The sequence below is a fragment of the Gardnerella sp. KA01001 genome, from assembly GCF_049244025.1.
Classification (GTDB): domain Bacteria; phylum Actinomycetota; class Actinomycetes; order Actinomycetales; family Bifidobacteriaceae; genus Bifidobacterium; species Bifidobacterium swidsinskii.
This window is the reverse complement of the sequence record NZ_CP058366.1, coordinates 36,226-56,688: the sequence shown is the minus strand read 5'-3', so window position 1 is coordinate 56,688 and position 20,463 is coordinate 36,226. Positions and strand designations below refer to the sequence as shown.

General features: G+C 43.7%; 15 protein-coding genes and 1 tRNA gene. 9 read left to right on the top strand and 7 right to left on the bottom strand.

Annotation, left to right across the window (positions count from 1 at the left end; all coding sequences use genetic code 11):
* Positions 1 to 32: 32 nt before the first annotated feature.
* The 6 genes from rplS (at position 33) to HXT59_RS00225 (ending at position 6,729) form a co-directional block, all read left to right on the top strand.
* On the top strand, positions 33 to 398 hold the full coding sequence (gene rplS / locus HXT59_RS00250) for a 50S ribosomal protein L19 (protein ID WP_421783886.1): 366 nt from the start codon (positions 33 to 35) through the stop codon (positions 396 to 398).
* Between the two features lie 28 nt (positions 399 to 426).
* Positions 427 to 1,215, top strand: coding sequence for a signal peptidase I (gene lepB / locus HXT59_RS00245; RefSeq protein WP_004110299.1), 789 nt, complete (start codon positions 427 to 429; stop codon positions 1,213 to 1,215).
* 66 nt (positions 1,216 to 1,281) lie between these two features.
* Entirely contained in the window at positions 1,282 to 2,025 is a 744-nt protein-coding gene (locus HXT59_RS00240) for a ribonuclease HII (RefSeq protein WP_421783884.1), read from the top strand.
* A gap of 13 nt (positions 2,026 to 2,038) precedes the next feature.
* Positions 2,039 to 3,142, top strand: coding sequence for a LacI family DNA-binding transcriptional regulator (locus HXT59_RS00235; RefSeq protein WP_004110302.1), 1,104 nt, complete (start codon positions 2,039 to 2,041; stop codon positions 3,140 to 3,142).
* Between the two features lie 269 nt (positions 3,143 to 3,411).
* Complete coding sequence (locus tag HXT59_RS00230) at positions 3,412 to 5,967, top strand: ABC transporter (RefSeq protein ID WP_174182659.1); 2,556 nt, start codon at positions 3,412 to 3,414, stop codon at positions 5,965 to 5,967.
* 51 nt (positions 5,968 to 6,018) lie between these two features.
* The gene (locus HXT59_RS00225; RefSeq protein WP_064621542.1) at positions 6,019 to 6,729 is read left to right on the top strand and encodes an HNH endonuclease family protein; all 711 of its coding nucleotides are present in this window, start codon (positions 6,019 to 6,021) and stop codon (positions 6,727 to 6,729) included.
* A 53-nt stretch (positions 6,730 to 6,782) separates the two neighbouring features.
* Here the strand turns inward: HXT59_RS00225 and HXT59_RS00220 are convergent, their stop codons facing one another.
* The 3 genes from HXT59_RS00220 to trxA all read right to left on the bottom strand — a co-directional run bounded on the left by HXT59_RS00220 (position 6,783) and on the right by trxA (position 10,051).
* Positions 6,783 to 8,411: an MDR family MFS transporter gene (locus HXT59_RS00220; RefSeq protein WP_004110308.1), complete on the bottom strand. Its 1,629-nt coding sequence runs from the start codon at positions 8,409 to 8,411 to the stop codon at positions 6,783 to 6,785.
* 163 nt (positions 8,412 to 8,574) lie between these two features.
* Positions 8,575 to 9,561 (bottom strand): G5 domain-containing protein, encoded by a 987-nt coding sequence (locus HXT59_RS00215; RefSeq protein ID WP_033888583.1) that lies wholly within the window; start codon positions 9,559 to 9,561, stop codon positions 8,575 to 8,577.
* Positions 9,562 to 9,709: 148 nt separating this feature from the next.
* Complete coding sequence (trxA, locus tag HXT59_RS00210) at positions 9,710 to 10,051, bottom strand: thioredoxin (RefSeq protein ID WP_004110313.1); 342 nt, start codon at positions 10,049 to 10,051, stop codon at positions 9,710 to 9,712.
* A gap of 106 nt (positions 10,052 to 10,157) precedes the next feature.
* Between trxA and serS the strand changes: the two genes are divergently transcribed.
* Entirely contained in the window at positions 10,158 to 11,444 is a 1,287-nt protein-coding gene (gene serS / locus HXT59_RS00205) for a serine--tRNA ligase (protein ID WP_004110314.1), read from the top strand.
* Between the two features lie 189 nt (positions 11,445 to 11,633).
* Positions 11,634 to 11,718, top strand: a tRNA-Ser gene (locus HXT59_RS00200).
* A 371-nt stretch (positions 11,719 to 12,089) separates the two neighbouring features.
* Here the strand turns inward: HXT59_RS00200 and HXT59_RS00195 are convergent.
* The 4 genes from HXT59_RS00195 to HXT59_RS00180 form a co-directional block, all read right to left on the bottom strand.
* Positions 12,090 to 13,403, bottom strand: a complete 1,314-nt coding sequence (locus HXT59_RS00195) for a hydroxymethylglutaryl-CoA synthase (RefSeq protein ID WP_004110316.1) — start codon at positions 13,401 to 13,403, stop codon at positions 12,090 to 12,092.
* A 23-nt stretch (positions 13,404 to 13,426) separates the two neighbouring features.
* On the bottom strand, positions 13,427 to 14,761 hold the full coding sequence (locus HXT59_RS00190) for a hydroxymethylglutaryl-CoA reductase, degradative (RefSeq protein WP_102703378.1): 1,335 nt from the start codon (positions 14,759 to 14,761) through the stop codon (positions 13,427 to 13,429).
* 66 nt (positions 14,762 to 14,827) lie between these two features.
* Positions 14,828 to 16,075 (bottom strand): acetyl-CoA C-acyltransferase, encoded by a 1,248-nt coding sequence (locus tag HXT59_RS00185; RefSeq protein WP_064621546.1) that lies wholly within the window; start codon positions 16,073 to 16,075, stop codon positions 14,828 to 14,830.
* 566 nt (positions 16,076 to 16,641) lie between these two features.
* The gene (locus HXT59_RS00180; protein ID WP_004110321.1) at positions 16,642 to 17,223 is read right to left on the bottom strand and encodes a xanthine phosphoribosyltransferase; all 582 of its coding nucleotides are present in this window, start codon (positions 17,221 to 17,223) and stop codon (positions 16,642 to 16,644) included.
* 189 nt (positions 17,224 to 17,412) lie between these two features.
* Between HXT59_RS00180 and HXT59_RS00175 the strand changes: the two genes are divergently transcribed.
* Complete coding sequence (locus HXT59_RS00175; protein ID WP_421783881.1) at positions 17,413 to 20,373, top strand: ATP-dependent helicase; 2,961 nt, start codon at positions 17,413 to 17,415, stop codon at positions 20,371 to 20,373.
* Positions 20,374 to 20,463: the final 90 nt, after the last annotated feature.

The window sequence follows — 20,463 nt, the reverse complement described above, 5'->3', positions numbered from 1 at the left end:
GCGTCGATATGCGGCGGCGATGGAGGAATATTATGGTAAATGCTGTAGAAGCATTTGATGCTAAGCATCTTAAGACTGCTGAAGAAATTCCAGCTTTCCGTCCTGGCGATACCGTTGACGTCAACGTTAAGATTCAGGAAGGCAACAACACTCGTATTCAGACTTTCACCGGCGTTGTGATTGCTCGTAAGGGTGCTGGCGTGCGTGAAACTTTCGTTGTTCGTAAGGTGAGCTTCGGCACTGGTGTTGAGCGTCGTTTCCCACTTCATTCTCCAGCTATCGATTCGATTAAGCTGGTTCGTAGCGGTCGCGTTCGTCGCGCTAAGCTGTACTACTTGCGCGCTTTGCGTGGTAAGGCTGCTCGTATTGCTGAGCGTCGCGATAACTCTGCTAAGTAAAATAGAACTTATGTGAAGGGTATTTGTTATGACTGATGACACGCAAATTAGCGATACTCATATCGTTTCAGTAGCGGGTCATGGTATAGATCCTTCACCGGTTCCACCAGAGCCGGAAGGAGATTTACCTTCCGGCTCTCGCATGTTTAAGCGCAAAAATAGAAAAGGTAAGCATTTTGCACATTCTAAGCGTGCTAAAAATGACCGCCTAACTTTGCGCGATGCTATAACATGGTTCGGTATTCCAGTATTAGTAGTGATACTTATTCGTGTGTTCCTATTTGGAGCTTACACAATTCCTTCTGGCTCTATGCTAGATACTATTCATATTGGCGATTATGTTATTACGACTAAGCTAACTCCGCGCTTATTCCCATTAAAGCGTGGAGATATTGTTGTTTTTGAGGATCCTGCACATTGGTTGAGTGGTGAAAATTCTTCCGGTGTTGTTGGCAAGGATTTAATTAAGCGTCTTATTGGTTTGCCTGGGGATACTGTTGAGTGTAAAGGCGCTGGGCAGCCTATTGTTGTAAACGGTGTTCCAATACGAGAATCTTCCTATATTCGTCCTGGTGTTGACCCGAGTGCTTTTCCGTTTAAAGTAAAAGTTAAAGCTGGTCACGTGTTTGTTTTGGGCGATAATCGTTCTAATTCTGCGGATTCACGATATCATCGCAATGATGGCGATGATGGCTTAGTTCCGATTTCCAAAATCGAGGGCGTTGCTGTGTTTAGATCGTGGCCGCTTGATCGAATTGGTCTTTTAGACGAACACCATGATGATTTTAAAGATGTGCCTGATCGTCCTGCAAAATAAAAAGTATTAACGCAATGAGTATTAACGAAATTGTGTTAGCGCGACTTGTATCTACTGATTTTAATTATGTCAAATAAATCATCCAATATACCGCTTGTTCCATCATTTAAATATGAGCAAGATCTGCTTTGCGAAGGCTATGATTGGGTTATTGGTCTTGATGAAGTAGGAAGAGGCTCTCTTGCAGGTCCTGTGATGGTAGGAGCTGCAGTTATTGGAATTAAACAAGTAAAAGAAAACTATATGCCTGAAGGCTTAGCTGATTCTAAATTGCTGAGTGAAAAGCGTCGAGAAGAGCTTTATGAACCGTTGCAAAAATGGTGTACAACTTGGGCAGTCGGGTCTTGCGCTAACACAGAAATTGATGAGTGGGGTATTAGCTATGCTCTTGGTGTTGCTGCATTAAAAGCAATTTCTAAAGTTGAGGAAGATATTAAAAAGCTAAGTTTTAGCGTAAATGCGAATACGCGTGAGAATACGCGTGAGAATTCAAACTTTCGTATTGCAGCAATATTGGATGGACCTTGCGATTATATTGACAAAGTCGCAAATACTTTTGACGCTCCTTACATTCCTGAGCCTGTAAAAGTCCATACTTTAGTAAAAGCAGACAGACAGTGTGCGAGCGTAGCTGCAGCTGCAGTTTTGGCAAAAGTTACTAGGGATAATCTTATGGTATCTCTTGCTAAAAATCCGAAATATGCAGCCTACGATTGGGCAAGTAATAAGGGTTACGGCTCTTTAGCTCATCGCAATGCCATTAAAAAAGTAGGACCTAGCGATTTGCATAGACTGTCTTGGCATCTATAAGCGAGGGGTATATATGGCAGAAAATGAAGCAAAACGCGTGTCAATGATCGATGTTGCGCATGCTGCTGGCGTAAGTCATCAAACTGTTTCTCGCGTTATTAATAATTCTCCTGATGTTTCTGCTAACACGCGAATTAAAGTTCTGCGAGTTATTGAGCAACTTGGGTATTATCCAAGTAATTCAGCGCGCGCATTAGCGACTAAGAGGTCGCGTACTTTAGGGCTTATCGTTGGTGCAGAAAATAGAACATCTCGAAACATTATTGCTCCTATAGAAGCGCAAGCAAAATCTCGTGGTCTTTTTCTTTCTATTAGCATGGTCAACGAAACGTTATGTGAACAAAGTGATATTCAAGATTTATGCGAGAGTTTTGAAGAGCAAAATGTCGACGGATTAATAATTGACGCTCCAACAGACGCAATATTTACGTCACTGTGTCGTACGCGTATTCTTAAGCCGTGCGTATGTGTTACTGCTACTCATGGTGCAATAAGCGCGCATGAAGGCATGAATATGTTGCGTTCTCATAGCAACGTTGAGTATTCAATGATTGGGATTAATCAATCTCGCGCAATGAACGATATTGTGTCACTTATTGCGCATTATGGACATCGAAATGCTATTTATATAGCAGGTCCTTCACAATGGAGAGGTGCTGCAACGCGACTCATTGCATGGCGTTCACTTTCAACTGCTCAAGGTATTCATTCGCATATTGTGCAATGTACTTCGTGGAAGTCTTCTGAAAGTTACGCGCGAATGAATCATATGATTGAGAAATTTGGTATAGATGGCATTGCATTGCCGACTGTTATTGTTGCTTCAAGCGATGAGCAGGTAGTAGGAGTTGTGCGTTCCTTGTATGAGCACGGTTTGAAAATTCCGAGTGATATTAGTGTTGTTGGTTTCGGCGATATTCCGGCAATAAGTGATTTTTTCCCACCTCTTACAACTGTGAGTCTCGATATGCAGCAATTAGGATCGTTGGCAGTGCGTGAAGCTTTGAGATTAATGAATCATGGGCCTGAACCAGCATTCCCAGATATGTCTCATGGAGTTGGACAAATACCTGCTAGCTTAAAATTGCGTTCTTCTATTGGTGCAGTATTGAGATAATTTTGCGATCGTGAAAAATTGTATGAAAAAATTATTGAGAATAGAATTAAGAATGGTATTTTTAATTATTTTTTTGATTATTTAAATATTGCGTGAAACAGTTGTGAAACAACTTTATTTTCTTAATGCTAATATCTGGCAAAATGGCTTAAAATCAGCATAATTACGCGGCTGTCGGCGTGTTGATGGTGTGTGTGAAGCGTAATCTTAACATCTGTTGGGAGTGTGTGGTTTTTGAATAAATATGGAATAAAGAAAAGGATCAGGAGATGATAAATCGCTGCTTTGCGTTCGTGCCAGGAATTAAGCATCTAGTTGTTTTAAGGTCGGCGTGTCTTGCGATTTCTTATCTTGTAAACATAGCTTTTGTCTACGTTTGCGTTGGGATGTTGTCTCCAGTATTAAGACCTGTTCGTTCTACTGGAACTTCTTTAATGAGTTCTGTTGAATTTACGTCTTACATTATTGTTTTAGCTGCTATTATTTTGCTGAAATATGCAGTTTTTTACTGGTCGTGTACTGTTTGTGCAGAAATTGAGTCGCGAATAGCTATGCGTTTGCGCCCTAAAATGTTGCGCGCAATGTTATCTCTACGCTCTGTAGATATTGAAGATTCTCATGACATTACTTCTTTGCGCGTAAATGAAGATATTTTTGCAATACAAAGTTTTGTTGCTTCTTTAGTTCCACAAATTATTGCATCTATTCCTGTTCCTGTAGTCGTTTCTGCAGCACTATTTACAGTTAACCCTGCTATAGCTGGGATTTGCGCATTAGCTGCGTTGTTTAATGTTGCTTCTCTTATATTCTCGTTGGCGCTAAGCCCAGTATCGTGGCGTTGTGTAAGTGCATTATTTGCCTATGTTATTGCTGGACTCGCAATTGTTGCAACTGTTTGGTTATCTTCCGTTAAAGGTGTAGGTCTTGCTGCAGCTCTGTTGACAATGCCTTTGTTAATGTTAAGCGTCCAGCCACTGAGAATTGTTGGTAAGAATATGCATGTAGTTAAACATGCTGTTCATGGTTTGAATCATGTTGAAGCATTGTTGCAAATGGTTACTGATTCTCCTGCTCCAATAGCATTTAGTGACGACGGTTCAACATTATCTTTGCCTGATGGCTCAACCAATATTGCTTTGCGTATGCGATGCAATATTTCGGAAAATAATGCGAATACTAATGAAGCTCAACGTTTATCGATAATTGCAAAATCTGGTGAATTGCAAGTTATTCCAAGTAAATATCATCATGTTATGCGTGAGAAAATACTTTCTGGAACAGGTTTTAATAAATCTGCTGACATATTGCTTTCTTATAGCGACCGTTATGATATTCATGAAGACGACGTTTCTCCATTTGTAGTTTCTGAAGTATTTGACGCAAACGATAGTGCATCTTACTTGTCGTTGAACGATGCAAGTTCTGCAGCTTTAGCAGATATTGTTACTATAGTTAGCGAGCGAAGTCATCTATTTTCCACAACATTGCGAGAAAACTTACTTTTGGCTGCTCCAACAGCTACGACTACTGCGATGTGGGATGCATTGCGAGCTGTGCGAATAGATGGTGTTGTTTATGCCGATTACGACGGTCTAGATATGCCAATAGATAGACTTTTTAATAATCCTGAAGCATCCTATAATTCTGAAGATTTAAAGCGTCGCGTTATTCTTGCTAGAGCAATTTTAAGACACACTAAAGTGTACGTTTTTGATTATTCCCAATGTGATATTAGCAATCATGAGGCTGAAGAAATTGTTAAAATATTGCGTCGCATAGCGCGTTATGCAAATGTAATAGTATTAATGCCAAATGATGATGGCATTAGCTCAACGGACGAAATAGCAACTGTAGAATCGTATCGTCATGTTGCTAATGATAGTTCTAAAAATATTACGCAACTAAATCAATTAAACGAATCTCAAAACTCGCAAAACTCGCATAATGTTGAGCAAGCTCAGCAAGATCCTAATAAAAACAAGCATATTTCTTCTATTGCAAGTATTGCTTATACTTATGAAGTGAGAACAATCTCAAAGTTCAAACGTGCTATTTTTGCTTTTATATCAATGTTTAGTACTGCTCTCAATCTTGTTTCTGCAGTATGTATTCCTGTTGCTATTGTTTCAGCGATGTTTGCTGTTGCAGGACGTCCAATATTTGGTTTTGTAATGCAACAGTGCGTGCTTGTTGCTGTTGCTTGTATGGCAGTTCGTGCATTAACTCTTGTTACAACATTTGCAGGTGTAGATATGCATCACGAACATTGGCATAAAGCTCATATCAGCATGAATGTTGGAATGATATTTGCAGTTGTACCTCTTATGGTTGTTTTGTACTATTTCGATGCGAATTTGTCTTATGTAGCTATTGTTTCATGCGTGTTTATTATGTTTATTGTTCCTCGATACTTACTTATACGCTCCAAGCATATTGCAAATAAAGTGCGCATTGAACAACATGAAGTTGAGAATGAAGTAAGTGATATTGAGCTTGGTATCGATGAAGTACTTGCATTTAGGCAAGGTGAGCATTGCGTTAATCGAATGGTTACTTCAATGCATAAAGTTTCTCAACAAAGAATGCGTCTGGCTCGTAAAAGTGGAGGCATGTCGGCACTTGTTCTTGCTATATCGTTAATTAGCATTTCTGTAGCCGCACTAGTGGTTTCTCACACCATTCATCCGGTGCCAGCTAATATTCCAGCATGGAGTACGGTTTATGCTGTTATGGCAATGGTTTTGCTTGTAATTATGATTCAGCAAGTTGTAGATGTTGTTTTACAAAGAATACCGTCTGTTATGAGAGTTAAGAGCAGTAACTAACTTTAATTTAAAAAATATTGAATATGCATAAGTTGAGTTGGGGGACTGAGCATGCGTAATCGTTGTAACAAGAGGCAGTTTCTTGCGCTGTTCTGGATGCTGCTGTTTGCTGTTTTATGTGGGATTGTTATTGGCTTGTTGCTTCCTAAAATAAACAGTAGCGTTGGGAAGATTACAGGAGAATATGAAGCAAGCGGAGAAGCTGCGCAAGCATTGGAAAAATTGCGTATATCTAAGCCTTATCATTACGGGTACGAGCGTCAAGTATTTGGATATCGTACTACTGACGATGACGGTAACGGATGTGACGTTAGGGAAGACGTTTTAGCGCGTGATTTACAAAATGTGAAATACAAGTACGCAGGATCCTGCCAAGTGCGTTTCGGCTTGTTGCATGATCCGTATACTGGCAAAGATATTCACTTCGTGCGTGGGCGAAAAACCAGTGCATTAGTTCAAATAGATCATGTTGTTGCATTACAAAATGCGTGGGAATCTGGAGCGTGGAAATGGAATCGTGCAAAACGATTAAAATTTGGCAACGATATGATGAACCTACTCGCGGTTGAGGGAGCTGCTAATCAAGAAAAAGGTTCCGCGTCCGCAGCTTACTGGCTTCCTTCAAACAAAACCTTCAGGTGCGAATATGTTGCTAGGCAAATAGCTGTTAAGTATAAATATGGTTTAACTGTAACTCGCGAAGAAAAGCAGAGTATGGAAAGCGTATTGCATAACTGTTCTGCACAAAAATTACCAAAGTAAGGATTTCTCAGTTTGGTATTCGTAAAGCGACTTAGTAAGCGTTTAATAAGCGTTTAGTAATGATTATGAGTGTGATCGTGCATTACGTCGTGATGCTCTGCTGAATGAGGAATATGCAACACGCGCATGCGATCAATAGCTCTACGCGCAAGATTGTGAGCAGAACCCGTGCCTTCGCCCTTGACTCCAAAAATAACGATAAGAGCCATAATTCCTGTAATAATAGCACTAATGCGCAAAGTCCATTGAACTCCGAAAATACTAGCAGCAACATCGGCAGCGTGACCTGTGCCAGAATGGTGAAGAGTTGTCAATACTGTCATTGTAACTACTAAAACAGGTGCTCCAATAGCTCCCCAAAGCTGACGCATAGTATTAGTTACAGCCGAACCATCGCCAAGTTCTTCCTTACGCAAACAATTAAGCGACCACGTAGTTATTGGCATAAGCAAGAATCCCATGCCAATTTGGCGAGTAAACTGCCAAATGGAAATCCACCAAATCCATGTATCCATGTCAATAAGACTCATCATTACAGTGCCAAAAAACAGAATAATAGAGCCTGCCATAGCAACTGGGCGCACTCCAAAGCGATCTAGCATACGACCACCAAAATACTGCGAAATAGCCATGCCGAACGCTCCAGGAAGCAGAATTAAGCCGCTCATAGTTGCTGAAAAACCACGATCAGACTGAATATAAAGCGGAATAAGCACCATAATTGAGCTGAAAGCAAAAAATGTAAGGCAAGCGCAAATAGTACCTACCATAAAGTAGCGGTTTTTAAGCACATTAAGACCAAGAAGAGGAGTGTGACCGCGTTTTTGCGCTCGCAACTGCCTTATAACAAACCAAGCAATTCCAAAAGTGCCAATAATCATAGGAGCCCAAGATAATGGGTGTGAAATTCCGCATCCTTCAATATTAGTGAATCCAAACATGAGCCCGCCGAAGCCAATAACCGAAAGGCCAACCGAGAAGAAATCAGCATGCGCGTTAAGATCGTGTTCTCCAAAATTATGCAAGAAAAATACTGCCAAAACGACGGATATTGCTCCGATAATAGTAAGAGAGCAGAAAATAGAACGCCATCCATTAATATCAGTTTGCAAACCGCCAATAGTAGGACCGATTGCTGGAGCAATACTCATAGCCATGCCAACGCTTCCCATTGCCATACCTCTGCGAGTAACAGGGTAGACGGAGAATACGGTAATTTGTAAAACAGGCCACATTACGCCAGTGCCAATAGCTTCAAGAGTTCGACCAACCAGTGCCATCATAAAGTCGTTACTAAGCCATGCAAGTACGGATCCAAAAGTAAAAAGCGACATGGAAGTAATAACAATTTGGCGAGTAGAAAAGCGTCTTGTTAAAAATGCTGTAAGTGGAACCATAATTGCCATAATCAGCTGGAAAATAGAAGTAAGCCACTGACCAGTTGTGACGCTTATACCAAATTCTTGAACTATTGTTGGCAATGCTGCAGTAAGTTGTAATTGTGCGAAATTGCCGATAAATGTAATAAACGTAAGAATAGCGAGAGAAATTAAAGCAGGACGTGTAAGACGATTGTTATTGTATGCTTCTTCGCCTGTTAATGCATGACTGAGATCTTGGCTTTTATTAGACAGCCATGTTGAGTGCGTCAAAATAAAACATCCTTTTTTGTTCTTAAACATAGTTTTTCTTAAGCGTATTTTTAAGCATAGGTGGCAAAAGTCAATCGACTTAAGTCTATTCTCTTATCTATTACAACAAAAATTGCAAAACTTAATTTACGCAAAACAAAAGTTATTTAAAAATTTATTTTGCGCAAAACAATGATATTTAGACTGATTCTAATCAGTAGCTGTGGTAGGAAAGCCAATGATTGTAAGCGCCTTGAATGGAGCCATAACGACCATTGCAATAATTCCAGAACCAGCGGAGCTGCGTTTGATAGTTAGTTGCCCAATCAGCGCCAGCAGAAGCCATTTTTCCGCCTGGCAAAGCTTGAGGTAAACCGTAGGCCCCAGAAGGATTCATTGCGTTTACGCGCCAACCGGACTCATGAGAAATAATAAATACTGTTGCAGTAAAATCAGCTTCACTATAACCGTTAGAGATAAGCCAGTCGTGAGCCCATTGTTGCATCTCGCCAGCAGGAACAGTCGTACCGATAGAAGCAGTTAAGCCAATTCCGGCAGAAGAGCCGCCAGTTCCAACAAGAATAACCTTATCTTTTGGAGCTTTTTTAACATAAGAAGCAAAAATATTAGAGGAAACTATTTTTCCCTTAGCTCGAGTAACTATTTTTGCTGTTTCCATTACGCCGTTAGCGCCTTCACTTTGCACCTTCTCAGTACCTTTTGGAAGTGCAGCAGTTTCCTTTTTAACGACGTTAAACGCGATTGGGTCGTCGGAATTCTCTAATTTTGCGCCTGCACGATTAATAGTAATAACAGTTGATTCGCTAACTTTAGTTGTAAGAGATGGAGTAACAACATCGTGTGGCTCAAGAGTGATATCTCCAGCATCAAGAACGGATTTTACATCAGTGAAATCAGTGCCCAAAATAGTACGATGATGACCATTTATAACAACGTTAATATATGAAGTCGCGCCATTATGCAACATACTACGGCTAGCACTACGAGAAACTTGCGAAGAATCGGTTGCTGAATAAGAAGTAACCTGAACAGCGTGACCTTTAGACGAAGCGTAAAAATCTCGCGAGGCAAAACCAAGTATCACCAAAGCAACGAAGCCCAAAATAACCGCACTAACTCTAGCCCACTGTCGTAAACTGAGTGAACCAAGCGTAACAGTATGCTTACGGTGACTGGTCATAACCCTCCTTATTTCTGCAATTACTCTATTGATACTTGCAAACGCTCGCAACGTAGACTAATAAAACATGAGAAACATGCGTTAAAGTGTATGTGCAAAACGTATATGCAAAACCTCACGTATTATATCTCATGGCATAGTCTATAAATCAGGATTCAGAATCATTAGATTCGTAAGATTTAGCTTGTTCAACCAAATCTTCCAAATCAGAAGCTAGTAATGCTCCCGCTTGTCTATAAATAACTTCGCCGCGCTTAATAACCATTACTGTTGGAACAGCTTGGATTTGAGCAGCTGCAGCAATCTCGTTGCTTTTGTCAATATCAACTTTTACGAAAGGAATTTCGGGATATTTTTCACTGACCTTCTCAAAAATAGGACCAAAAGATCTGCATGGACCGCACCATGTTGCCCAAAAATCAACAACAACTATTTCATTTGTCGAAGCAATCTTCTCAAAATTTTCTGTAGTAGCATGTATTGCTGCCATATTACCCCCTCAATATTTTGCGTATTTGCTTTATTGTACGTGCCGCCTTGCATAAAGTTGCCGATAGTGCGCTTATCTGTCGTCTTGCGGCACTAGGCTAGGAGTCATGCTTGATATCCAATTTATTCGTGAACATGCCGACGTAGTTAAGGAATCGCAGCGCAAGCGCGGTGAATCCGTTGAGCTCGTCGATGAAGTATTGCGCAGCGATGATTTGCGCCGAACCGCTCTTAAGGCTTTTGAAGAGGCTCGCGCCGAGCAGAAAGCTATTGGTAAGAAGGTTGCAACAGCTAGCGCGGAGGAAAAGGCTGCGCTTATTGCCGAAACTAAAGAATTAGCTTCGAAAGTTGCGGAATACAAAGCTGAATCCGAAAAAGCTACTGCCGACTACACTACGGCAATGTGGAAGCTTTCTAACATCGTTGAAGATGAAGCTCCAGAAGGCGGAGAAGACGACTATGTTGTAGTTAAGAAGGTTGGTACGCCTCGCGATTTTGCAGCTGAAGGTTTTGAGCCAAAGGATCATTTGACTCTTGGAACTGGCGTTGCTGGAATTGATATGCGTCGTGGCGTGAAGGTTGCAGGCTCTCGCTTCTACTTCTTGCGCGGTGCTGTGGCTCGCTTGCAAATCGCAATGCTTACTATGGCTGTTGATCAAGCCGAAGAGCACGGTTTTACGCTTGCGATTACGCCAACGCTTGTTCGCCCAGAAGTAATGCGCGGAACTGGCTTCTTGAATTCTCATGCGGACGAGATTTACCGTTTGCGCGAACCAGATGATCAGTATTTGGTCGGTACTTCCGAGGTTGCTTTGGCTGGCATGCATGAGGATGAGATTCTTGACTTAAGCAATGGTGCTTTGCGTTATTGCGGTTGGTCGAGCTGCTACCGTCGTGAAGCTGGTGCTGCTGGAAAGGATACTTCTGGTATTATTCGTGTGCATCAGTTCGATAAAGTTGAGATGTTCGTTTATTGCAAGCAGGAAGATTCTCGCGCTGAGCATCAAAAGTTGCTCGGTATGGAGCAGGAAATGCTTGCTAAGGTGGAAGTGCCTTACCGCATTATTGATACTGCTGCAGGTGACCTTGGTTCTTCTGCCGCTCGTAAGTTTGATTGTGAAGCTTGGGTTCCAACGCAAGGACGTTACCGTGAGCTTACTTCTACTTCTAACTGCACTGAGTATCAGGCTCGCCGATTGAATGTGCGCGAACGTATGGAAGATGGCGGAACTCGCCCAGTTAGTACGCTTAACGGCACTTTGGCTACTACTCGCTGGCTTGTGGCTATTTTGGAAAATCATCAGCATGAAGATGGTTCGATTGATATTCCAAAGGCAATGCAGGCTTATATGGGTGGCAAGGAAGTGATTGAGCCGACGAAGTGGGAAGCGTGAGTTTACTCGTGCACAAACACGGCGTTTGTTTCAAAAAACCGTTTAATTAGCTACAAAGCCCGGGAAATTGCCTGGGCTTTATTTTTTAGTTGATAAGCTTTTTGAATCTGGGTGTTGTGTTCTATACGTGATGATATGCTTACCACTTGTGCGTTGAAAGCGGCAATTTGATTGCTTTTGTGCGCAAATGGATGGGTGTCCGAGCGGTCTAAGGAGACGGTCTTGAAAACCGTTGTAGGGAAACCTACCGCGAGTTCGAATCTCGCCTCATCCGCGAATTAACTAAGCCTAATGCATGTGAAATTGCTTTAGGCTTTTTTAATTCGCTGAGCTTGCTCAGGGTTGGAAGCACAGTGTGCTTCCAACGCAAGCGAGGTCTTTCTGCGTCAATAAAGACGCAGAAAGTGTGGGCTAGTGTGTTTAACGTAGTGTGTTAGGTTTGTGTTGCTGCATTTCGCGCTTGAAGCTTTTTTATTCTGCCGAGCTTTCTCAGGACTGAAAGTGCACTGTACTTTCAGTGAAAGCTCGGTCTGTCTTCGTCTCGATTGACGGGAAAGGGCGTGAAGGTGGCGGAAAGTTTGCAGTCGTGTAAAGGAAGGGTCGTTTGCGAGCGAGAATCCGATCGAAACGTGCGCTCGCTCGATTTTAGCGCGCGGAGTAGTGACGCTCTTGTGATGTGATGTCGTCCAGGAAGAAGCTTGCACCTTCGCGGCAAGACGTGCTGCTTTCGAAATCTTCCGGAGCGTAAGGCGCAACGCTTTCAAACATCTCCTCGTAATCAGCAACGCTTAAATGCACGCGCGAATCAAGCATATCCGCATGCTCGCGCGCAAACAGCGCATCTCTAAATCCTGGCGCAATCGTGCCGCTGAAAAATTCACCAACAGCGCCGGAACCATAAGAAAATAGTCCAATCTTATCGCCGCTTTTAAGTGCAGTAAGATCACTATTTTCGCAAGTAAATTCGTCTAACTCAAGTAAAGACAGCAATCCCAAATACAGGGAACCCGTATAGATGTTGCCTACACGACGGCTGTACTTCGTGCTGGTTTCGTAGCGCGAAAGTAAGCGATTGCGCGACGACTCGCTTAGGTTGCTATTATCGCAAGAATCAGAGCAAGAATTTGCGCAAGAATCCATCGCAGCCTTAAGTGCTTTCAAACCCATTTTCGTATATGGCAAATGGAAGCACAATCCGGCGAAATCGCTGAAATTGCAATCGTTTTGCGCGCAATACTTTTGCCAAACTTCGCAGAAAAATTGTATGTATTGCTCGGTTGAAAACTTGCCGCGAGCAAGAGCGGTGTCTTGGTAAACAGGTCGCCAAAAGTCCTGAATATCCGCGGATTTTACAACGCTGTCGTCGTTAATTTTAAGCACGTGCGGATTCGCGCTCACAAGCATTGCCACAGCCCCAGCGCCTTGCGTAACTTCGCCAGGGGTAGCAAGCCCGTAGCGCGCAATATCGGCTGCAATAACAAGCACTTGCGGATTTTTTTCTGCGTGCGCGCGCACGTAATCGCATGCCATCATCAAAGCTGCCGTTCCGCCGTAGCAAGCCTCTTTTACTTCAATAGAGCGCACCCACGGCGTGAGTTTTAGCAGATTTTGAACGTATAGCGCGCTGGATTTACTTGCGTCGACTCCGCTTTCTGTGCCGACGATGAGCATTTTGAGGCGATTGCTATCGATGTATGGTAGTAGTGGGAATGCGGCTTGCGCGGCGAGAGTGACGATGTCTTGGTGATTTGGTGGCACGGATTGTTCGCTTTGACCGATTCCGATTGTGAATTTGTTAGGGTCGATTCCGCGGTGTTCCGCCAATTCTTCGAGGTTTAGGTAATAGTGCGGCGTTGCGAAGGAGATGCGGTCAATGCCGACGGTAAGGGGAGTGGTTGCGGAGGTTGTGGTTGTGTTGGCTGCTGCGGTTGCTGATATTTTGATATTTTGTGTGCTCATTTGTCCTAAACCCTTAAATTTTCTTAATTTTTACTTGATTCTCGTAACTTTTGAAGTAATTGCGTAACTTTTTCTGTAGTTCTTTCTGCAGGGCTAAGTTGCAAAATATTATGCGTGATTTCTGCGATTTCCGCACCTTTGGCACCTGCTGCAATTGCCAGGTTTGAAGACTGCAATGCCATGTGACCTGCTTGAATTCCAGGGCCTGCTAGTGCGCGAAGAGCCGCAAGATTTTGCACCAAACCGAGCGCGGCAAGCGTATTTCTAAAGTCGTTTGCGTTTTTGTATTTGCCGATTTTGATCGCGAGTTTTGCCATTGGAAGCGATGAGATTGAGCCGCCGACAATGCCGATCTGTAGCGGAATTTCAATCCTGCCGTGGAGTATGGTTTTTCCGTTTAAAGTTTCGGTGTTCCACTTTGACAGTGGTAGGTAGCGACCGGAGCGCGCCGCCCACGCGTGTGCTGCCGATTCTAGTGCTCGCGTATCATTCCCGGACGCGAGCGCGGCTCCTGCGATTCCGTTTAGGATTCCTTTGTTGTGCGTGGCGGCGCGTGCAGGGTCGCTGGCGGCAAGCGCGCTCAATGCCGCGATTCGGCGCGCAAGGCACTTTCCCTCGCGCTCTCGTTCAGAGTCTTCCAGCCGCCTGGATGCTAGTGCTTCAACCGGTATATGCACTTCTGCTGTGCTGGCAACGCGGCTGGTGTTCGTGAGTATTGCAACTAGCGCCTGCACGCCGAGCCAGCTTTCCAGCTGGGCTTTGACGGCTTCGCCCATAGTGTTCACTGTGTTTGCGCCCATTGCGTCGCATGTGTCTACGTCAATCTCGAGCTTTGCGAAGCCGTGCAAAGCTGAAGCGCGGCATTTTCGCGCGCCGCCACCCCTTTTACTTATTGATGGGTGTGACGCGTTTGCAATGCGCAACAGTTCTGCAACCTTTTCTTTATCTTCAACGATTCTGCTCAAGCGCGCCGCCACGCTTCCGTCTGCGTCCTCAAAAGCTATTTGTGCTGTAGTCACGTATTGTGGGGAGCGCGCAATAATTCCGTATCCAACGTCAGTCGCTGCAGCAATTCGCGCCCCATTGCACGCAGCTGCAATCACGGATGGCTCCTCAGTTGCAACCAGCACGTCACACACTTCGCCGTTCACAATCAGCCCACGCACAACGCCAACCGGCAGCGTATACTTTCCAATTTGATGCTCAATCATATGATTTGCAACGTCTGCAGAAATTGTAGTATCGGAACTTTCCGCAAACTGTTTAAGCAAAAATGCTGCCTCAGTATCGTTAATTGCGCCCTCATTTTGCAAGGTTTTTATGCGATTTTCCACGCTTAATTCACGAAAAGCAGCCATCGAAATAACCTCATGATTTGTAGACTACGAATGCTTCTGATCGCTTTGCATTCTGACTTTATTGTTTTACATTCTGACTTGATTGTTTCGCATTCTAATTTGCATAGAAACGCCGATTCCGCCGCCGACGCACAGCGCAGCAACTCCATTTAACTTATTGCTATCTCGCAAAGCGTATATAAGCGTCGTCAAAATCCTCGCTCCGCTAGCGCCAAGCGGATGTCCGAGTGCAATTGCTCCACCGCGTACGTTGAGTTTTGACTCGTCAATATGAAGTTGCTCCGCAACGGCAATGCTTTGCGCTGCAAACGCTTCGTTTATTTCGAATAAATCAATGTTGTCAACGTTGCTACCGGTCGCATTTAGCATGCGTTCCATCACATGTTTTGGAGCGTATCCCATTAAATCTGGGTCGATTCCGCCTTCTGCGAATCCCACAATTTGCGCAAGATATTCAATTCCGTACGCTTGCGCGTAATCTTTGCTCATAAGCACTAGAGCTGCAGCTCCGTCGTTAATTCCGCTTGCGTTTCCTGCAGTTACAGTCGATTCGTGCTTGCAAACTTCGTTCTCGCCAACTTCGCAAGTTGCGTCCGCAGTTTCTTCCGACGCTTTAAAAAGCGTGCGCAATTTCGACAACTGCTCTAAAGACGTATCTTCGCGAGGATGCTCGTCGCGAGTTATAACAGTTCCGTTTGCAAGCGTTACTGGCACAATTTCAGAAGCAAAATCGCCTCTTTTAATAGCGGCAACAGCTTTTTGGTGAGATTTAAGTGCAAAAATATCTTGTGCTTCGCGAGTGATACCAAATTTTGCTGCAACATTTTCTGCAGTAACGCCCATTGCGTCGCCAGTAAAAGCATCGTTTAAACCGTCTCGTTGCAAACCGTCAATAAGCGCAAAATTCCCGTATTTGTGTCCGCTAAATCGCGAATTAGTTGCGTAAAACGGTACGTTGCTCATGCTTTCAGTGCCGCCTGCAACAACAACTTGCGCATCTCCCATAACGATTGCGGATTGTGCTAAGCGCACTGCTTTTAAGCCGGATCCGCATACTTCGTTAATTGTCATTGCGCAGCTAGAAGTATCTAATCCTGCTTTTAACGCAATTTGGCGAGCAACGTTTTGTCCGCTGCCTGCTTGTAATACGTTTCCAAAAATAGCTTGATCCACGTCGTGTGAGCTAATTCCAGCGCGTTCTATTGCTGCTTTTGCTGCGATTGTTCCTAAATCAACTGAGGAAAGCGAAGATAAGCTGCCGCCGAATTTGCCAATAGGCGTACGTACAGCGCTTGCAATCACCACTTCAGTCATATGTTTAGCCACCTAATCAATTGTTTGTTGCAATACGTGTTGAAGTATACCAACCGGACTACTTTATCGTATTTTTCGACAAAATTACCATTTGCGAAAAATTTTTCTCGTTTCCTTCACAATTAGACTTACTTCAGTGAGTTTATGTTTTTGTGAAAAGTGATTACTTGTTGATTAGCGAACGCTATCATTAATGCTGCTGCACACACCACACCGGGCATACATATCACACACCAAACCGCAGCTTAATTTCGTGACTTTAGTTGCACGAATACCAGTGTGGTAGAGATTTGAGATTTTTCGCACTGAGCGAAGGACGCTCGCGCAGCGCTTTGACCGAGCTTGAAATCATTGGGATTTCAAGCTCCTTCAAAGCGTGATTTGGCTCAATTGTGAAGCACGGTGTGCTTCACATGCCAAATCAGCCGAACGGCTACCAATAGCCGTGAGGAATAAGCTCGCTACGAAACTCGCGTTGGAAGTCCACTGGACTTCCAACTTTAGCGAGTTTCCGCTCCGAGTTACTTTCGCGCGCTACGCTCTAAGCGCGAAAGCAGGTCGGAGCGCTACTTACGGAACGAAATCGAGCCGTCAACAGGATCCATCGCATCAACAATTGCCAGCGAATCCAAGTCATATCCGGCTTCACGAAGCGCATCTCCACCACCTTGGAAGCCCTTTTCGATAGCGATTCCAATGCCTGCAACGCTAGCTCCAGCATGATTGCAAATGTCGATTAATCCTTGCAAAGCTTTGCCGTTCGCCAAAAAATCATCCAAAATAAGCACGCGATCTTCCGCACTTAAATACTTACGTGACACAATCACCGGAAACTCGCGCTGCTTTGTAAAAGAAAATACCGTAGATACGTATTGGTCGCCATCGAGATTAATCGACTGAGCTTTCTTTGCAAAAACCACAGGAACTCCACCAAAATGGCGTGCTGCAACACATGCGATTCCAATACCAGAAGCCTCAATCGTAAGAATCTTAGTAATATTTGCGTCGCGGAAATGCTCAGCCCAAGCGGCTCCCATATGATCAAATAAATTCACATCGCACTGGTGGTTCAAAAAAGCGTCTACTTTTAATACATTGCCTGGTTTTACGATACCATCTTGGAGAATGCGTTCTTCCAGTTCTTGCACGATGCGCCCCTTCTTACGAACAATTACATTGCAGTACGCTCAAGCATACCCAAGTTCGTGACACAATACGAGTAAAAACGACTGCAGCATGTGGTAAACCTGATTAAATACGTGCGCAATTAAAACGTGGGGGCGTTTTATTGCTGAAGCTAAAACGTAGGTAATTGGCGGAATTAATGGAGTACAAGTATGAGCGTAAGTATGGGCGCAAGTATGAATGCAAATATGAGTGCAAAAGATAGCGATTACGGATATGTAAGTGATTTGTTGGGGAATCCAGTTGATTCGTTCGATTCTGACGATAGTTTTTACGAGAATGTTGCGGATGTGAATGATTATGCCAACTACAGTTACGACGAGTATGCTGACGCTTATGCTAAAGAGCCTGATTTTACGCAGCAAGAATATGCGTCTGATCAAGAATCAGTGTCTCCTCAAGAATCAGTGCCTTCCCAACAAGAAGCTCTTGCCCAACAAGAACTGCTTCCTCAAGAATCTCAAGAATATTCTCAAAATTCCGCACATTCTAGAGTTGCAGTTGACGCGCAAAAACTACTCGACGGCTTAAATCCGCAACAATCTCAAGCAGTCCAATACGACGGACCGGCACTGCTTATTGGAGCAGGAGCTGGAAGCGGCAAAACGCGAGTTCTTACGCGAAGAATAGCTTGGATATTAAGCCAAAAAGGTGCCTGGCCAAGCCAAATTCTTGCCATCACTTTTACAAACAAAGCAGCTGCCGAAATGCGTGAACGTTTAAGCAAACTTATTGGTAGCGAAGCAAATACTATGTGGGTTTCGACGTTCCACTCTGCATGTGTGAAAATACTTCGCAGATCAGGACAGTATATTGGCTTAAAATCAGGCTTTTCTATTTACGATACTTCCGATTGCGAGCGATTAGTAAAAATTATTGCAACAGAGCTTAACGTTGATATTAAGCGTTTTACGCCACGCAGCATTTTGGGCAAGATTTCGGATTGCAAAAATAGTTTAATCACTTGGCGTGAGCAACTAGACATGTATGCTAACGATTACAAGCCTGGTGTTGCAGGTCAACAAATTGCGCACGCTGGCAATTCTGAAGCTGTCTACGCAACTATTTATGCGGAATATCAGCATCGTTTATCTCAAGCAAATGCGGTTGATTTTGACGATTTAATTATGCGAACTGTGCAACTCATGCGCGAAGTACCAGAAGCTGCGCAATATTACCGACGTAAGTTCCGCTATATTCTTATAGACGAGTATCAGGATACGAATCACGCTCAATACGAGCTTATTCGCGAGCTTGCTGGAGTGGATGTAAAGCAAAATAGTGCAAATCCATCTCAGCAAAATAACACTCCTGCATCAATCACAGTTGTAGGCGACTCCGACCAGTCGATTTACGCTTTCCGCGGAGCAGATATTCGCAATATTCAAGACTTTGAAAAAGATTTCCCAAACGCTACAACTATTATGCTTGAGCAAAATTATCGCTCTACGCAAACTATTTTGGATGCTGCAAATGCAGTTATTTCGCATAATCAAGGACGAAAGCCTAAAAAATTGTGGACGGCATTAGGTAAGGGCACTCCAATTACTGGTTATGCAGCAGACAGTGCTCAACAGGAAGCAGCTTGGGTTGCGCAAGAAATAGCGCGATTAGCAGGTGAAGAGGGCGTTGCTTATTCGGATATGGCGATTATGTATCGCGCTAATGCACAGTCTCGTTCGCTGGAAGATGCGCTCGTTAAAGCAGGTCTTCCGTATCAACTTGTTGGCGGCACGAAGTTTTACGAGCGTCGCGAAGTAAAAGATGCGCTCGCATACTTGCAATCTATGGCAAACCCAGATGACGATGTGAATATGCGCCGAATTTTGAATGTGCCTAAGCGTGGGCTTGGAGCGCGTGCGGAGGCTTTGCTAACGCTTTACGCTCAAACACAAGGAGTTAGCTTCTGGCAAGCTTTGGAGCATTTGGAGTCAATCGAAGGCATGCCAACTCGCACTGCAACCAAGCTTAAAGAGTTCCGCGAGCTTATGCACAATTTAATTACTTGTATGCAAAACGATGACTCGAAACCTTCTAAAGTTATTGACAGCATACTGAACGACAGTGGTTTGCTGGAGGATTTGCAACGTTCTGAAGATCCTCAAGATGCCGCTCGCGTGGATAATTTGTCGCAATTGCAGTCGGTTGCAGCTGAGTATGAGCAGAATACGCCGGATGCTAGTGTTGCTGGATTCCTTGAAACGACAGCGCTTGTGGCTGATTCGGATCAATTGCCGGATGAAAATGAGGACACTGGTAAAGTTACGTTGATGACGCTTCACACGGCTAAGGGCTTGGAGTATCCGGTTGTGTTCCTAACTGGCATGGAGCAGGGAACTTTTCCGCATTCTCGCGCTTTGGAAGACGATGGTGAGCTTTGCGAGGAGCGTCGTCTTGCTTATGTTGGTATTACTCGAGCTAAGCAGCGTTTGTATGTTACTCGTGCTGCTGTTCGTGCGCAATGGGGGCAGGCTCAAGATATGCTTCCAAGCCAGTTTTTGGATGAGATTCCAGATAATTTGATTGATTGGAAGCGCAGAGAGTCTGATGTTGAGCGTTGGGGCGCTTCGTCTAGGCGTGGCGATGATTTCGATAGCGATTTTGATAGTGATTTTGGCGGCTGGGATGACGATTATAGCGATGCGTTTAGTGAAAAAACAACTTATGGTGGAAGCATTTACGGTTCTGAAAAATCGCATGGCTCTAAGTCTTACGGAAGAAATAAATCGTATGGCTCGAGTTCTTACAGCTCCTCTTACGAAAAGTCTTATAGCAAGTCTTACGGCTCGTCTTACGGTTCTTCTTACGGCTCGTCTTATTCTAAATCGAATTGGTCTAAGTCAAGTGCAGTAAAAACGCGCAAAGTTACTGCAAAAACTGCGACTTCAACAAGCGCAACAAAAGTTGGTTCAACTTCTGCAGTTATGAATAAAGACAATCATCTAAATATTCAAGACTTCCAAGTTGGCGACAAAATTACTCACGATACTTACGGCTTAGGAACCGTGTTAGCAACGCAAGATAAGGGCAGAAACTCAATTATTACAGTCGATTTCGGCTCCGATGGAGTAAAGCGACTAATGCTTAGAGTTGCACCAATCGAAAAATTGTAAAATCTTTTATTTATGCACTTTAATGTAAGATAAATTTTTAACAAGGACGTGGCGTTTGCTGGTGTGAGCGCTGAGAAGCGTGTTGCATTA

Excerpts from the sequence above, each read along its gene's own strand:
- lepB (WP_004110299.1), top strand. The coding sequence starts at position 427 with ATGACTGATGACACGCAAATTAGCGATACTCATATCGTTTCAGTAGCG.
- HXT59_RS00240 (WP_421783884.1), top strand. The coding sequence starts at position 1,282 with ATGTCAAATAAATCATCCAATATACCGCTTGTTCCATCATTTAAATAT.
- HXT59_RS00195 (WP_004110316.1), bottom strand. The coding sequence starts at position 13,403 with ATGAGCACACAAAATATCAAAATATCAGCAACCGCAGCAGCCAACACA.
- HXT59_RS00190 (WP_102703378.1), bottom strand. The coding sequence starts at position 14,761 with ATGGCTGCTTTTCGTGAATTAAGCGTGGAAAATCGCATAAAAACCTTG.
- trxA (WP_004110313.1), bottom strand. The coding sequence starts at position 10,051 with ATGGCAGCAATACATGCTACTACAGAAAATTTTGAGAAGATTGCTTCG.
- HXT59_RS00225 (WP_064621542.1), top strand. The coding sequence starts at position 6,019 with ATGCGTAATCGTTGTAACAAGAGGCAGTTTCTTGCGCTGTTCTGGATG.
- rplS (WP_421783886.1), top strand. The coding sequence starts at position 33 with ATGGTAAATGCTGTAGAAGCATTTGATGCTAAGCATCTTAAGACTGCT.
- HXT59_RS00230 (WP_174182659.1), top strand. The coding sequence starts at position 3,412 with ATGATAAATCGCTGCTTTGCGTTCGTGCCAGGAATTAAGCATCTAGTT.
- HXT59_RS00215 (WP_033888583.1), bottom strand. The coding sequence starts at position 9,561 with ATGACCAGTCACCGTAAGCATACTGTTACGCTTGGTTCACTCAGTTTA.
- serS (WP_004110314.1), top strand. The coding sequence starts at position 10,158 with ATGCTTGATATCCAATTTATTCGTGAACATGCCGACGTAGTTAAGGAA.
- HXT59_RS00220 (WP_004110308.1), bottom strand. The coding sequence starts at position 8,411 with ATGTTTAAGAACAAAAAAGGATGTTTTATTTTGACGCACTCAACATGG.
- HXT59_RS00235 (WP_004110302.1), top strand. The coding sequence starts at position 2,039 with ATGGCAGAAAATGAAGCAAAACGCGTGTCAATGATCGATGTTGCGCAT.
- HXT59_RS00175 (WP_421783881.1), top strand. The coding sequence starts at position 17,413 with ATGAGCGTAAGTATGGGCGCAAGTATGAATGCAAATATGAGTGCAAAA.
- HXT59_RS00185 (WP_064621546.1), bottom strand. The coding sequence starts at position 16,075 with ATGACTGAAGTGGTGATTGCAAGCGCTGTACGTACGCCTATTGGCAAA.